This window comes from Paraburkholderia hiiakae (genome assembly GCF_904848665.1).
Lineage (GTDB): Bacteria > Pseudomonadota > Gammaproteobacteria > Burkholderiales > Burkholderiaceae > Paraburkholderia > Paraburkholderia hiiakae.
Window position 1 is genome coordinate 198,537 of the sequence record NZ_CAJHCQ010000014.1, and the last position, 12,834, is coordinate 211,370.

A 12,834-nucleotide genomic window follows, 5' to 3' on the forward strand; every position below is an offset into this window, starting at 1 on the left:
TCCGCTATATGCGGTTAGTGCTCTCTTGAAGCTCGCGCAGGTACGGAGCGCCAAGTTCGTTCGCCATGGTTTGGCTACGTGAAGGCGAAGGGCAGTATTGGGCAGTTCGACCGATAATGGAAATGCTTTGTTCGCATCGCACCGATGTTTGATTGTTATCAGATAGTGAAGTGGATATGCTGCCGTTGCACTCAAGACGGTCCTCGCGGCGCAAACGCGATGCTTAGCGTCACGCCGCTGGCGATCTGTACGCGGGATCAAGCGATCGTCATGTCGCGGTTTATCGCCTTCCGCGTCTGTCGACGGCGCATTACCTGGTGGCACACGCACCTAGGATAGTGGTGTCCCAACGCCGCCGCCTCCTGTTGCGCTGAAAAGTCCTGAAGACTTCCAGTTTCAGGCGGCTGTGTGCCTGAAGGCAAAGCAAAGCGCAACGGGTTCAAAAAGAATTTGTTCCAAACAATGCAAAGATCGCACTCGACGCATACGACGCTACGCACACGCCGGCGTCGTTCAACTCGCCATGGCATTGACTAAGCGGTGGAGGAACTGCGTCGGACTACGGACCGGTAATTGAGGTGACTTGCTATCATTGCGCCGATGTCAGTGCGTTATCAGGGGTTGGTATGGATATGCGTGCGCTGCGCTATTTCGTAGAGGTGGTTCGTCAAAACGGCTTTCGACGGGCGAGTGCGACGCTGCACGTCACGCAGCCGGCGATCAGCCGCGCTATCGGCCAATTGGAGGAAGAGTTCGAGCTTAACTTCCTCGTCCGCGAACCCCGCGGGGTATGTTTGACGCCCGAAGGTGACGTGCTCTATCGGCGCGCAAGTTTGATCTTGCAGCAAGCGGATAGTCTCGCCAGCGAGCTGCGGGATTTGCGCTCGATGGTCAGCGGGACGCTGCGAGTCGGGTTGCCACCCATGACAGGCTCAACGTTTTTCGGGGACGTGATCACGGAGTTTCGACGCCAGTATCCAGGAGTGCAGTTGCAGATCATCGAGTACGGCAGTAATCAGTTCGCCGGCGCGCTAAGCGATGGTCACGTTGAGATTGCAGCAGCAATGTTGCCGATTGAAGGAGAGGGCTTTCTTACGCAGACGTTTGCTCGCGAGAGACTTGCGTTGCTATGCTCGCGCGATCATCGGTTGGCAGCGCGAAAGAAGGTAACGTTGAGGGAGTTATCTGACGAAACGTTTGTCGCTTTCACGAGCGACTTCAAGGTCAACAACCTGATCGACAGGTTGTGTAACCAGGAGGGGTTTGAACCGTCTGTTTCCGGGCGCAGTAGTCATCTCGACTTGCTTGTTTCGATGGTCACTTCTGGAATGGGCGTGGCCCTTTTGCCCGTGACGGTCTGCAGGGGGATTCGCTCAAGTCGACTGAGGGTCGTCACTGTAATCGATCCAGTGATTTCATTCGATCAGGCGCTTGTGCGGCACCGGGACACGTATCTGAGCCGCAGTGCTCGGGCGTGGATTGAGATAGCGTCAGAGGTGCTTGGCTTTCACGTTGATCCAGTATTCGTCGCGTGAGAATCGATGAACGGGCCAGGTGCGCGGTGGCGAGGTCACGCTCCAGGGTTCGAAGTCGTCGTTTTCTGGAGCAGTGGAGGCTGCGAGCGCGAAGGGTCCTGCCGTGCATTTTGCCCATATGCGCAACCCGGGCGCGCGCCTTCCGGGCGTCGAAGCTCACCACATTCAACCGTTACCTGTACGGGACGCAGAAATCTAAAGATTCGCTCCGAACGCGGTACGCGACTGTCTTCAGTCTCGAGGTCTTACCGAAGTGTGAGATGGGAGAAATTCAGAACTTTTCAGCGTAAAGAGAGGTGATCGCGGCGACGATCCGTTAGGCTCAGAGGTGTTTACGCAGCGTAGCCGACCTGTCTTCGAGGAGGCGATGATGAAGCTCAACTACGAGATTAACGTTGGCATCGAGTGCCCGTGCGGAAGCGAACTCGACGACGATCTGGCGACACTGGGAATATCCAAACCGCAGCACAGTTCGAACAGAAGAATTCTTGTCCGCTCCCAGGTGCGACGTGACCGTCGTGGGAAAACACGCTCGTTACGTCGACGTTTCTCGCTCCGCCCTTGGTGCGGTCGGTGTTCCGGCGTAACCGCAATCTATCGCTGACCGGGGCTCTATATTCGAAACCTGACTGCGGGGGAATTCTGCAAATGTGCTCCTCCGAGGGATAGGTTTGATGCGCATGGAGGAGTGACCTCATGTCCAGTATAGCGAAGTGTCCGTTTGATCATGCCGCAGGCAGTGGCACGACGAACCGTGATTGGTGGCCGAAGCAGTTGCGTGTAGACCTGCTCCGCCAGCATTCGAGCAAATCCAATCCGCTGGACTCGGATTTTAACTATATCGAGGCTTTCAAGCGTCTAGACCTGGCAGCGGTGAAGACGGACCTTGCGGCGCTGATGACCGACTCGCAGGAATGGTGGCCCGCCGACTTCGGTCACTACGGTCCGCTCTTTGTCCGAATGGCGTGGCACAGCGCGGGCACCTACCGCACGGGCGACGGCCGCGGCGGTGGCGGCCGTGGGCAGCAACGCTTCGCACCGCTCAACAGCTGGCCGGACAATGTGGGTCTCGATAAGGCACGGCGTCTCCTGTGGCCAATCAAGCAGAAGTACGGTCAGAGCATTTCGTGGGCCGACCTGATGATCCTTGCCGGCAACGTCGCGCTCGAAACCATGGGGTTCAAAACGTTCGGCTTCGGCGGTGGTCGCGAGGACACGTGGGAGCCGGATCAGGATGTCTACTGGGGCGCCGAGCAGACATGGCTTGGCGGCGACCTGCGCTACGGTAAAGGCACGACAACCAATCAGGAAGGTGTGGTCGTCGCCGAGAAGGCATTACACGGCAACGAGACGAGCCGCACCGATCATGGACGCAATCTCGAGAATCCGCTGGCCGCTGTGCAGATGGGCCTGATCTACGTGAATCCGGAGGGGCCGGACGGCGATCCTGATCCAGTCGCAGCAGCGCATGATATTCGCGTGACGTTCGGGCGCATGGCCATGAACGACGAGGAAACGGTCGCGCTAATCGCAGGTGGCCACACCTTCGGCAAGACGCATGGTGCAGGTCCGGCAGACAACGTTGGCCCGGAGCCGGAGGCTGCAAGCCTCGAGAACATGGGGCTCGGCTGGAAGAGCAGCTTCGGCACCGGCAGAGGCGGCGACACTATCGCGAGCGGTCTGGAAGTGATCTGGACCACTACGCCGACGAAGTGGAGCAACAACTTCTTCTGGAATCTTTTCGGCTATGAATGGGAACTGACGAAGAGCCCAGCTGGCGCTCATCAGTGGCAGCCGAAGGGCGGCGCGGGGGCGAACAGCGTGCCCGATCCGTTCGATGCGTCGAAGCGTCGTGCGCCGTCGATGATGACGACCGACGTGGCGCTGCGTGTCGATCCGGCCTACGAGAAGATTGCGCGGCGATTCTATGAAAATCCGGACGAGTTCGCCGATGCCTTTGCTCGCGCCTGGTTCAAGCTCACACATCGCGATATGGGACCGCGCACCCGCTATCTTGGGCCAGAAGTCCCGACTGAGGAACTGCTCTGGCAGGACCCGATTCCAGCCGTGAATCATCCGCTCGTCGACGAGAAGGACATCGCCGCGCTTAAGCAGAAGATCATGGCGTCAGGACTTTCGGTGGCCGAGTTGGTCTCGACAGCGTGGGCTTCAGCTTCCACGTTCCGGGGCTCCGACAAGCGCGGTGGTGCGAACGGCGCACGCATACGCCTCGTTCCGCAGAAGGACTGGGCTGCGAATGATCCGCAGCGGCTCGCGAAAGTGCTGCAGGTGCTCGAAGGCATTCAGGTCGAATTCAATGGTGCGGCGTCGGGCGGCAAGAAGATCTCACTCGCCGACCTGATCGTGCTTGCGGGCGACGCTGGTATTGAATATGCGGCGCAAAGAGCAGGACGGAGCGTCTCCGTGCCGTTCGCACCGGGCCGCATGGATGCCTCGCAAGCGCAGACGGACGTGGAGTCGATGGGTTTCCTCGAGCCGCTTGCCGACGGCTTCCGCAACTTCCAGAAGGCGAAGTACCGCGTGCCGCCCGAAGCTCTGCTCATCGACAGGGTACAGTTGCTTACGCTGACCGCACCCGAGATGACAGTGCTAATCGGCGGCCTGCGCGTGTTGAACGTGCATACGGGAAAGGAAGCGCATGGCGTACTCACAGACCGTCCCGGCATGCTGACAAACGACTTCTTTGTCAACCTTCTCGATATGGGCACGGAGTGGCAGCCATGCTCTGCGGAGCACGACGTGTTCGAGGGGCGCGACCGCAAGACCGGACAGGTGAAGTGGGTGGGCACGCGCGTCGATCTCTTGTTCGGCTCGCATTCGGGGCTGCGCGCGCTTTCCGAGGTCTACGCAAGCACGGACGGCCAGGAAAAATTCGTGCGTGACTTCGTCGCCGCGTGGGCCAAGGTGATGAATCTCGATCGCTTCGATCTTCAAAAGCTGTGACGTGGAGTGCTCTCTCTGATCAACTACGCGGCGAGGTCTGGCTAGTCGAACAAGTTGCACCACGTTGACGCGAACTGATGGGTCAGCCACTTCACATCGATTGTCAAATGAGAGTTGACTGGTATTGAGGCCAGCTATTGTACTTTGCGTAGAGACACGTCAATTTTATGCGATTGGTCCTGTACGTAGTCTTTGCTATTGTCATCTTGACAACGGTTTCGTTGCTCTATGCTGAGGAGATCAACAACGCCGTATGCCAAGGTGCGCTCTGGCTTCGCGAGATCGTCACGCTCCTCGGTCAAGGGTGTGGGTAATGCACTGTGTAAATCTCGATTACGTAGTGGTTTCACTCTCACGAGCGTGGCGAATACTGCATGGACTACATGGCCTCGATCTCGGTTTGGGCGCGTCGTGGCGGATAGTCCAAAACATGAAGCGCGTTCCGGCCAAGTTATTTCATCGACACTCGACACTCGACAATCAGCATTTCACGAGCGAGGTAAAGGTGGATAGCTGCTACGTCTGGGAACGCATCATCGCTCCCCTTCTTGGTACTCCCATAGTATGCGAGCTAGCGGTGAGAAAAACAGCACGGCCGACCGGCGCATTTCGCTTGGTAGGGAATTGCATCGCCGTACATAGCGTCGAAAGGCAATCTGATCGATCGATGTTGGTTTCGTGGAGCGATTCGACGTTGGGGCACTTCGCAGACCAGCGCTGGGTCGGCTCGAAGTCACGTCATAAAGGACGTTGCGCGCTCTCGGGATGCTTGATTCGAAGAGGTGACCCGATTTATAGGCCGCAACGTCGAGGTTTGGTTTGCTTATCATTTGGACCTGAGATGATACTGGCCAGAGTGCTGGAAAGCATGGTATGAATAGTTTCCACTAACTCACACTACCGAACTTGACCCAGGAATTCGAGCAATAGCTCGCTAGTCTCGGCGGCCCGTTCCTGCTGGATCCAATGACCTGCTTCTTGGAGAAGCGTTTTCTTGACGAGATTTGGAACGTTCGCCTCCAGCTTCTCGTATTCCTTTGTTCTCATCTGGATCACCGGATCGAGCTCACCGGCGACGAACAGCGTTGGCTGCTGAATTTTCGCGCCATCAAGAAACGGAGTCAGTGCCCAGTTTCGATCGATATTGCGGTACCAGTTGATTGGGCCTCGAAATCCCGACACTTCGAACTGCGATGAATAGAAGTCGAGGTCGGCGTCTGTGAGCCATGATGGGGTAGTTGCGGGAATCGCGAGGTTATCTACGAAGCGCGTGGTTTTGTCGAACCGGACGAACGTCGTTGCGCGATCGACAGGATGAAGAATGCATTCACCGGAGACCGTATAGAGGATGCCTAGCAAGGACCTTTTGATGTCTTTTTCCAGTTCGGCTTCAATGTGCCCAGGCTGCTGAAAATAGTCCTGATAAAAGTGACGTTCCTGGGTGGCGGTGTGAAAGTATGCAGCAGGTCGGGCCCTTGAGCGCGGCAGGTACGGCACACTGAGTAGTGCGAGCGCCCGGAACATGTCGGGGCGCAGCAGTGCGGCAGTGGCTCCCACCATTGAACCCCAGTCGTGACCGACCAGGATGGCCCGCTCTTCCCCGATGGCGTTGACGAGCCCGACCAGATCGCCCGTGAGCGAAAACATATCGTAGGCCGTGATTTCCTGTGGCGCGTCGGTTAGCCCGTAACCTCGCTGATCAGGTGCGACGACCCGATAGCCGGCCGATGCAAGCGCCGATATCTGATGGCGCCACGAGTACCAGGACTCTGGCCACCCATGGCACAGAAGGACGAGAGGGCCTTGCCCTCGCTCGACGTAGTGCATCCGGATGCCATTGGTAAAGACGTAGCCGTGTTTGAAGTCGTCTGTCATAGGAAAACCCAATTATTTGCGGATGTGATACGCCACGTGTCGGGAAGACCAGTCATCCAATTATTCTGTACGGCAATGTGCGCGGTCAGCGAATCTTGCCGAGGAGTTCATCTAACTACCGCATAGGACCTTCGCCCCGGGCTCACCGAAATATGTCACCTGGAATGGCGACTTCGATGTGGACCTACGCGACAGTCGAGCTTGCGCACGACTCATCTTCGTTCGCATTCCAGCCGAATAAACAGCACCGAGAATCGATCACCCGAGCGGCGGCCTGTTGAGCGTGTGCGCCGCGTCCGGGAAACCCCGCGCTAAAGACGAATGCCCTGCCGCGAATCTTAAGCGTCTTCTGAATTTCAAATGTCGCTTGCAAATTGCAACCAATGTTGAGTAGCATAGTCGATGTGAATTGCAATTTGCAACTGACATTCAAACGAAGAGATGAAGGAGACGGAATGAAGGCAGGTCAGCCAGCTGAGAGCGCCGAGCGGCGGCGCGTCGTAATCGCAACGGGGATCGGTACCGCGATTGAGTGGTACGACTTCTTTCTCTATGCCCAGTGCGCCGCGATTGTGTTCGGTCCGCTCTATTTCCATCAATTCGGCGCCAGGTCGTCGTTACTCCTCTCGCTTGGAACGATCGGCATCAGCTTTCTCTTCCGCCCGCTTGGAGCCGTGATTGCAGGCAACTTTGGCGACAAGATTGGCCGCCGACGGATGCTGGTCGCCACGCTGTTCATGATGGGTGGAGCGACGGCTTTGGTCGGCTTGGTTCCGACCTCGGACCAGATTGGATTCGCTGCGCCGTTGATGCTCATGCTGCTACGCATTATTCAGGGGCTCTCGGCAGGCGGGGAATGGGGCGGGGCCGCGCTGATGGCGGTGGAGTCGGCGCCACGCGGGCGCCGCGGGCGATTCGGCGCAGCCCCGCAACTGGGGGCGCCGCTTGGACTGTTGCTTGCCACCGGATTTCTGGCGCTGATGGCCGCCATCACGCGCACGGAAGACGAATTTCTGGCCTGGGGTTGGCGGGTGCCGTTTCTGTTCAGCGCCGTGCTGATCTACGTCGGTTATGAAGTCAGGCGCCGCGTCGAGGAGTCGCCGGTGTTCGTGGAGATGTCGAGCGAAGGCGCGACCCGGCGTTTGCCCATCGTGCAATTGTTCCGCAAGAACGCTCTGCTGGTGATCGTCGCCGCGCTCGTATATGCAGGCAACAGCGGCGCTTCCTATATCGTCGCAGGCGGATTCCTGGAGCACTACGTCACGTCGCCTGACCGGCCGTCACCGCTTACAAGAGGAACAGTGCTCACGATCATCACCGTGTCCGGATTTCTCTGGGTCGTTGCGGTCTATGCGTCAGCCGCGCTCTCCGACCGTATCGGGCGCCGTAACACTTACCTCATCGGTTGGGTATTGACGCTGCTGACCACGTTCCCCCTGCTGCTTGCCATGCAGAGCGGCAACGTCTGGCTCCTGTTTCTCGGGATTACGGCTTACGTAGGGGCGAATATGTTCACTTACGGGCCAATGGCCGCGTACTTCGCCGAACTATTTCCCGCGAGCGTGCGGTATTCCGGAATTGCCATCGCCTATGCGATCGGATCGATTATCGGGGGAGCCTTTGCTCCGACGATCTCGGTCGCACTTGTTGCCGCGACCGGCTCGCTCTATGCAGTCGGTCTGTATGTTGGCGGCCTGACGCTTGTCAGTCTTGCCGCGACGCTTGTCCTGCGCGACCGCACGGACGTCGATCTTGGTCCGGACTCTCCAGACTACGCGCGCTCGCCGTTTTATGGCGCTCGACCCGCGATCGAGGTTCCTGGTACGCAGAACGGTACCCACGCATGAATCCCAAATTGACGAAGAGGCGTCATTCATGAACATCATCCGAAGCGATATCAATATTCCCTTGCCTGACGGCATCAACCTTGGCGCCTGGCTGTACACGCCCGACAATGACGGGCCTCATCCGGCTATCACGATGGCGCACGGCTTTGGGGGAACGAAATATCACGGCTTGGATCGGATCGCCCGGCGTATCGCGGAAGCGGGATTTGTCGTTTGCCTGCATGATCATCGCGGTTTCGGTGACAGCGATGGCGTGCCTCGGCAAGACATCGACCCGTACCGCCAGATTGAGGACTGGCGTCGTGTAGTCGCACATCTGCAGACGCTCGAGGTCATCGACGCCGAGCGGATCGGGATCTGGGGCAGCAGCTATTCGGGCGGACACGCGCTGGTACTGGGTGCAACCGATCGCCGGCTTCGCGCCGTCTACTCACAGGTACCCACGGCCAGCGGTTCCGAAAGCGGTCGCCGGCGAATTCCTCCTCATCTCGTCGCAGAGGTCGAACGTGAATTCGCCGCCGACGAACGCGCACAGGCCAAAGGAAGCGGTCCCGCCACGCAGCGCTTTGTCAGCGCTGACCTGGGTGAACGCGCGTCATACCGCAGTTCTGACGCGATCGCGTTTTACCTGCAGGATGTTCCGCCTGGGAAATGGGAAAACACCGTCACGATCCAGTCCAACCGACGCGCCCGTTCGTACGATCCCGCGCACTGGATCGATCAAATTTCCCCAACGCCTTTGCTGATGGTGGTGGCCGCCAACGACACTGTCGCGCCTACAGACCTGGCGCTTGCAGCGTATGAGCGGGCGCTCCAGCCGAAGGAGCTACTGCTTGTTCCCGGTGGTCACTTCGACCCCTATCTGAGCGGGTTTGAAACGACGTCCAGTGCGGCCATAGCCTTTTTCGCCAAACATCTGGGGCGCGGCTAAGTGGTAATCTATCGGCTTCGCAATTGATTTCGAGGGTCGACTGAATGAGACACCGTGATCTGACCAACTCCGCATGTCCTATCGACCGAAGCCTCACGGTCGTGGGGGATGCATGGAGTTTGCAGATTCTGCGCGACGCAATGCACGGAGTCACGCGCTTCAACGATTTCCGCGCGCACATTGGCGTAGCGTCCAACATTCTTTCGACTCGGCTTCAGAAGCTGGTCAATGAAGGCATTTTTGAAATCCATCAGTCGGAGCTAGGGAATTCCCACGATTACGTGCTCACGGAAAAAGGTCGTGATCTTCATGGTGTGCTCTCGGCCCTCCGCCAATGGGGGCAGAAGCACCTGTTCGAGGACACCGAGCTAGTCAACCGGGCCGTCGATGCGAAAACCGGCCTGCCGCCGCGGCCGATGGCGCTCATGGCAGAGGATGGTCGCGAGCTCACGCCCGATGACATTCTGGTTGTTCAGTCGCGGCGGTGCGATCCGATCGAACTCGCGGTCGTCGTCGACACTCCTCGTCGTCGCGACATGGAGACCACTGGGGCCTAGCGAAAGGCGGTCACTCAGGACGAGTGACGACCTCACTCTCCAAATAAAGCTTTCGCCAGCCTGTATCGCTTCGCCCCAAGTCACGCCTTCACGGAAGCGGTTTTGCGCTTGCGTGGCGCTTTCTTTTCGTTCCCCTGGTGGGTCATGGCGGCCGCCTCCTTTCTTGCAGGTGCACGCCTCGAAACCCGAATTCGCCGTTCTTCCGCGAAGGCTTCGGCACGGCTCGCTCGTTCAGCCGCCCACGCCGGATTCACCTGGCTATCCACCTGGCTGAAGCTGAAAGGCAAGTCTTGTGCGCCGGGCTGCCAGTGAGCATCGATGAGTTTGCCGGTACGGCGATGCTTCATCGTGACCGCGCTTTCGGCTTTGGGGTCCAGCCCGCAGTGCCGCATCCCCCACAGACGCAGCGTCAGCATCATGCCATCAAGCTCACGTGCCTTGTCGGTGATGCAGTAGGCGTATCGCTTCGGTCGCTCCTGATATAGCCGCCGCTCGATGAGCCCATTTTCCTCCATGGTCTTGAGGCGCTGGGTGAGCAGGTTGGGCGACATCGCGGTCTGCGCGAGGATGCCGTCGAAACGATCATTTCCCATTCTCAGTTCACGCAGGATGAGGATCGTCCAGCGGTCCGCGATCACGGCCGCTGCCCGAGCGATAGGGCACAACGTGTCGTCAGTGTTCTCTTGTTTCATCTATGTCCCTTAGGACCCTCTATTCTGGACCCGCACATCGGGTATTCCAAGACACCTGGCGTTGCCTGGATCCGATATTATCCTTTACAAGACTTGTGACTTCAAATATTGTAGTCACAAGTTGAACGCACCTGAGAGAGGACGGAAATGTCGGAACAAGCGAAGTCCGGGCTGACCTACGAGCCTGAGTTGACGGGGTTGCTTATCGTCGACCCTTACAACGACTTCCTGTCGGAAGGCGGAAAGCTCTTTGAGCTCAGTCGTTCGACCCTGGAAGCAAACAATGTGGTGGAGCATATGCGGGAAGTTCTGGCAGCCGCTCGTTCGCGCGGCGTGCAGGTTTTCATCGCGCCACACCATCGCTGGCGTGAATGTGATTTGCACAGTCGCTGGAAGACCATGCCGCCCATTGGTGCTTCCGCTGACAAGGGTCGCGTCTTCGCGGACGGCAGTTGGGGCGGCACTTTCCATCCTGATTTCGAGCCGCTTCCCGGCGACGTCGTGGCGCAAGAGCATTGGCTTTCCAGCGGCTTCGCAAACACAGACCTCGACCTCCAGCTCAAGAAGCACGGTGTCCGCAAGGTCGTGGTAATCGGGATGCGTGCCAACACCTGCATCGAGTCGACGGTGCGATTCGCTGCTGAGCTTGGCTACGAAGTCACGCTGGTAAAGGACGCGATTGGCAGCTTTGGCCAGGCCGAAATGGATGCGTCGCTGCAATTCAATATGCCAGCTTATGCGAATGCCATCGTGTCGACAGACGAGATCATCGCGAAGCTTTCTGCGTAAGGAAACAGACGAATGAGCGAGAAGGTCATTGCACAATCGACGGCTGAAGCCACGATTCACGCGCCAATCGCAGCTATCAATCTGCCTGAATGGGTATTCACTCTCACAGATAGTGAATACCAGGCGTGCTCAAAGAATCACATTGCGGCTGCCGCAACGTTCACACTCGAGGGTAAGCGCATGTCCATCAACGTGGAGCACGTCGGCAACCTGATGGTGCAACACTATGTCGAGGACATCTCGGAGCAGAGCCATTGTCGTCTGGTCTCGCTGTCCGATTCGATTGGTCCGGATATCGGCAGCCGCGCGAAGGTCACCGTGGTCTGGTCGTTTTCAGCCGAAGCGGTTGATACGGATACCACGAAGTTCACGAACAGCGTGGAGGTCCTGAGTGTGCCGGGCTACCTCGAGGCGCTCGAAAAGCGTGGCATCCCGTTCTCGAAGGCGAGCGAGTTTGCGCAACAGGCATTGACCGCACATAACGCCGAAGAGACGCCCTTGTTCGCCAAGGACATCGAGCGTAAAGCACTCGCCAGGCGGTGGGGCTGAGACGCAACTGGCGGATGGTTAGGGTCGGCGGAGTCAAAGCTGGACCCCGTTCAGTCGTCAATCGGGAGGTTTGTATGCGTGCGGCGTTCATTACGGGATACGGTGACAACACTGTTCTAAGGTCGGGCGAGCTTCCCGATCCCACGCCAGGCGCGGACGAAGCCCTCATAGAGGTGCGTGCAGCCGGCATCAACCCCGTCGAGATCGCGATGCGGCAAGGACTTTTCCACGCCGCGTTTCCCTTCAGTTTTCCGCAGGTGATGGGATACGACATTGCGGGCATCGTGCTCTCGGCACCAGCGAGCTCCGCGTTCAGGTCGGGAGACGCAGTTTGGGCCCGGCTGCCGAATTCTCGCCCTGGCGCGTACGCGGAACTTGCCGTTGTTCCTGTTGATCTCCTCGCCCGCAAGCCGCAGTCTCTCTCGTTTGAGGAGGCGGCGAGCCTTCCAACGGTCGCGTTGACGACGTGGCAGGCATTCACGGAGCGAGCCCACGTCAGTCCGGGGGAGCGCGTACTCATACAAGCAGGGGCGGGAGGTGTGGGTCTCTTCGCTATCCAGCTGGCGAAGCACATGGGGTGCCATGTTGCGGCAACCGGAGGTCCGTCCACCCAGGAATTCATGGCGCAGTTTGGCGCGGACCGCACAATTGACTACACCCGGGAAGCCTTTGAAGACGCCGGTCCGTTCGATGTCGTGTATGACGGTGTTTGTGGCCCGCTGATCGAGCGTGGGATCGACAGTTTGAGGGATGACGGCCGCTATGTTGGTCTTGTCCGCGTTGCAGATTCGCAGGCGTATTGCGAGATCGGATTCCCGCCACCCGTTGCTGCAAAAGCAGCAGCTGGCGTTCTCCCGTTCATCGAGCGCGCGCGTGCGCGTAACGCGGAGTTTCACGGCCCACTGACCCGGCCGGACGGTGCCGACCTCGAAGAGATTGCACGTATCGTCGATTCAGGAGCAATTCGCGCGACGGTGAGCCAAACCTACAGTCTTGATCAGCTTGCATCCGCGTACGACGCGCTCGCTGGCGGCCACACTCGCGGAAAGCTCGTTATCCTCCCTTGATATCAGGGCGTTCGAAGCGGAACTGGGG

Annotated in this window: 11 protein-coding genes; 9 read left to right on the plus strand and 2 right to left on the minus strand. The window is 58.6% G+C overall.

From position 1 onward, the window contains the following. Positions 1 to 626: 626 nt before the first annotated feature. The 3 genes from JMY28_RS25210 (at position 627) to JMY28_RS39555 (ending at position 5,376) form a co-directional block, all read left to right on the plus strand. Positions 627 to 1,535: a LysR family transcriptional regulator gene (locus tag JMY28_RS25210; protein WP_201698604.1), complete on the plus strand. Its 909-nt coding sequence runs from the start codon at positions 627 to 629 to the stop codon at positions 1,533 to 1,535. A 696-nt stretch (positions 1,536 to 2,231) separates the two neighbouring features. Further along, the gene (katG, locus tag JMY28_RS25215) at positions 2,232 to 4,499 is read left to right on the plus strand and encodes a catalase/peroxidase HPI (protein WP_201698605.1); all 2,268 of its coding nucleotides are present in this window, start codon (positions 2,232 to 2,234) and stop codon (positions 4,497 to 4,499) included. Positions 4,500 to 4,929: 430 nt separating this feature from the next. Then, the gene (locus JMY28_RS39555; RefSeq protein WP_201698606.1) at positions 4,930 to 5,376 is read left to right on the plus strand and encodes a DUF3331 domain-containing protein; all 447 of its coding nucleotides are present in this window, start codon (positions 4,930 to 4,932) and stop codon (positions 5,374 to 5,376) included. 20 nt (positions 5,377 to 5,396) lie between these two features. Here the strand turns inward: JMY28_RS39555 and JMY28_RS25225 are convergent, their stop codons facing one another. Then, positions 5,397 to 6,374 carry an alpha/beta fold hydrolase gene (locus tag JMY28_RS25225; protein ID WP_201698607.1) on the minus strand — a complete coding sequence of 326 codons (978 nt, stop codon included), beginning with the start codon at positions 6,372 to 6,374 and terminating at the stop codon, positions 5,397 to 5,399. A 455-nt stretch (positions 6,375 to 6,829) separates the two neighbouring features. Here JMY28_RS25225 and JMY28_RS25230 point away from each other — a divergent pair, with 455 nt between their 5' ends. From JMY28_RS25230 to JMY28_RS25240, 3 genes are read left to right on the plus strand one after another with little or no spacing between them, the layout of a single operon-like run. After that, on the plus strand, positions 6,830 to 8,221 hold the full coding sequence (locus JMY28_RS25230) for an MFS transporter (protein ID WP_201698608.1): 1,392 nt from the start codon (positions 6,830 to 6,832) through the stop codon (positions 8,219 to 8,221). 28 nt (positions 8,222 to 8,249) lie between these two features. Further along, positions 8,250 to 9,152: an alpha/beta hydrolase gene (locus tag JMY28_RS25235; protein ID WP_201698609.1), complete on the plus strand. Its 903-nt coding sequence runs from the start codon at positions 8,250 to 8,252 to the stop codon at positions 9,150 to 9,152. 44 nt (positions 9,153 to 9,196) lie between these two features. Continuing rightward, entirely contained in the window at positions 9,197 to 9,709 is a 513-nt protein-coding gene (locus JMY28_RS25240) for a winged helix-turn-helix transcriptional regulator (RefSeq protein ID WP_201698610.1), read from the plus strand. 80 nt (positions 9,710 to 9,789) lie between these two features. On the opposite strand, the gene JMY28_RS25245 is transcribed toward JMY28_RS25240, so the two are convergent. Then, positions 9,790 to 10,401 carry a winged helix-turn-helix transcriptional regulator gene (locus JMY28_RS25245; protein ID WP_201698611.1) on the minus strand — a complete coding sequence of 204 codons (612 nt, stop codon included), beginning with the start codon at positions 10,399 to 10,401 and terminating at the stop codon, positions 9,790 to 9,792. A gap of 147 nt (positions 10,402 to 10,548) precedes the next feature. Between JMY28_RS25245 and JMY28_RS25250 the strand changes: the two genes are divergently transcribed. The 3 genes from JMY28_RS25250 to JMY28_RS25260 all read left to right on the plus strand — a co-directional run bounded on the left by JMY28_RS25250 (position 10,549) and on the right by JMY28_RS25260 (position 12,806). Beyond that, positions 10,549 to 11,190 (plus strand): isochorismatase family cysteine hydrolase, encoded by a 642-nt coding sequence (locus JMY28_RS25250; protein WP_201698612.1) that lies wholly within the window; start codon positions 10,549 to 10,551, stop codon positions 11,188 to 11,190. Positions 11,191 to 11,370: 180 nt separating this feature from the next. Beyond that, the gene (locus JMY28_RS25255) at positions 11,371 to 11,739 is read left to right on the plus strand and encodes a hypothetical protein (RefSeq protein ID WP_201698613.1); all 369 of its coding nucleotides are present in this window, start codon (positions 11,371 to 11,373) and stop codon (positions 11,737 to 11,739) included. Positions 11,740 to 11,813: 74 nt separating this feature from the next. After that, entirely contained in the window at positions 11,814 to 12,806 is a 993-nt protein-coding gene (locus tag JMY28_RS25260; RefSeq protein WP_201698614.1) for an NADP-dependent oxidoreductase, read from the plus strand. Positions 12,807 to 12,834: the final 28 nt, after the last annotated feature.

Bases quoted from the DNA above. Each gene is read 5' to 3' on its own strand.
- JMY28_RS25260 (WP_201698614.1), top strand. From the start codon at position 11,814: ATGCGTGCGGCGTTCATTACGGGATACGGTGACAACACTGTTCTAAGG.
- JMY28_RS25210 (WP_201698604.1), top strand. From the start codon at position 627: ATGGATATGCGTGCGCTGCGCTATTTCGTAGAGGTGGTTCGTCAAAAC.
- JMY28_RS39555 (WP_201698606.1), top strand. From the start codon at position 4,930: ATGAAGCGCGTTCCGGCCAAGTTATTTCATCGACACTCGACACTCGAC.
- JMY28_RS25255 (WP_201698613.1), top strand. From the start codon at position 11,371: ATGTCCATCAACGTGGAGCACGTCGGCAACCTGATGGTGCAACACTAT.
- JMY28_RS25240 (WP_201698610.1), top strand. From the start codon at position 9,197: ATGAGACACCGTGATCTGACCAACTCCGCATGTCCTATCGACCGAAGC.
- JMY28_RS25230 (WP_201698608.1), top strand. From the start codon at position 6,830: ATGAAGGCAGGTCAGCCAGCTGAGAGCGCCGAGCGGCGGCGCGTCGTA.
- JMY28_RS25250 (WP_201698612.1), top strand. From the start codon at position 10,549: ATGTCGGAACAAGCGAAGTCCGGGCTGACCTACGAGCCTGAGTTGACG.
- katG (WP_201698605.1), top strand. From the start codon at position 2,232: ATGTCCAGTATAGCGAAGTGTCCGTTTGATCATGCCGCAGGCAGTGGC.
- JMY28_RS25225 (WP_201698607.1), bottom strand. From the start codon at position 6,374: ATGACAGACGACTTCAAACACGGCTACGTCTTTACCAATGGCATCCGG.
- JMY28_RS25245 (WP_201698611.1), bottom strand. From the start codon at position 10,401: ATGAAACAAGAGAACACTGACGACACGTTGTGCCCTATCGCTCGGGCA.
- JMY28_RS25235 (WP_201698609.1), top strand. From the start codon at position 8,250: ATGAACATCATCCGAAGCGATATCAATATTCCCTTGCCTGACGGCATC.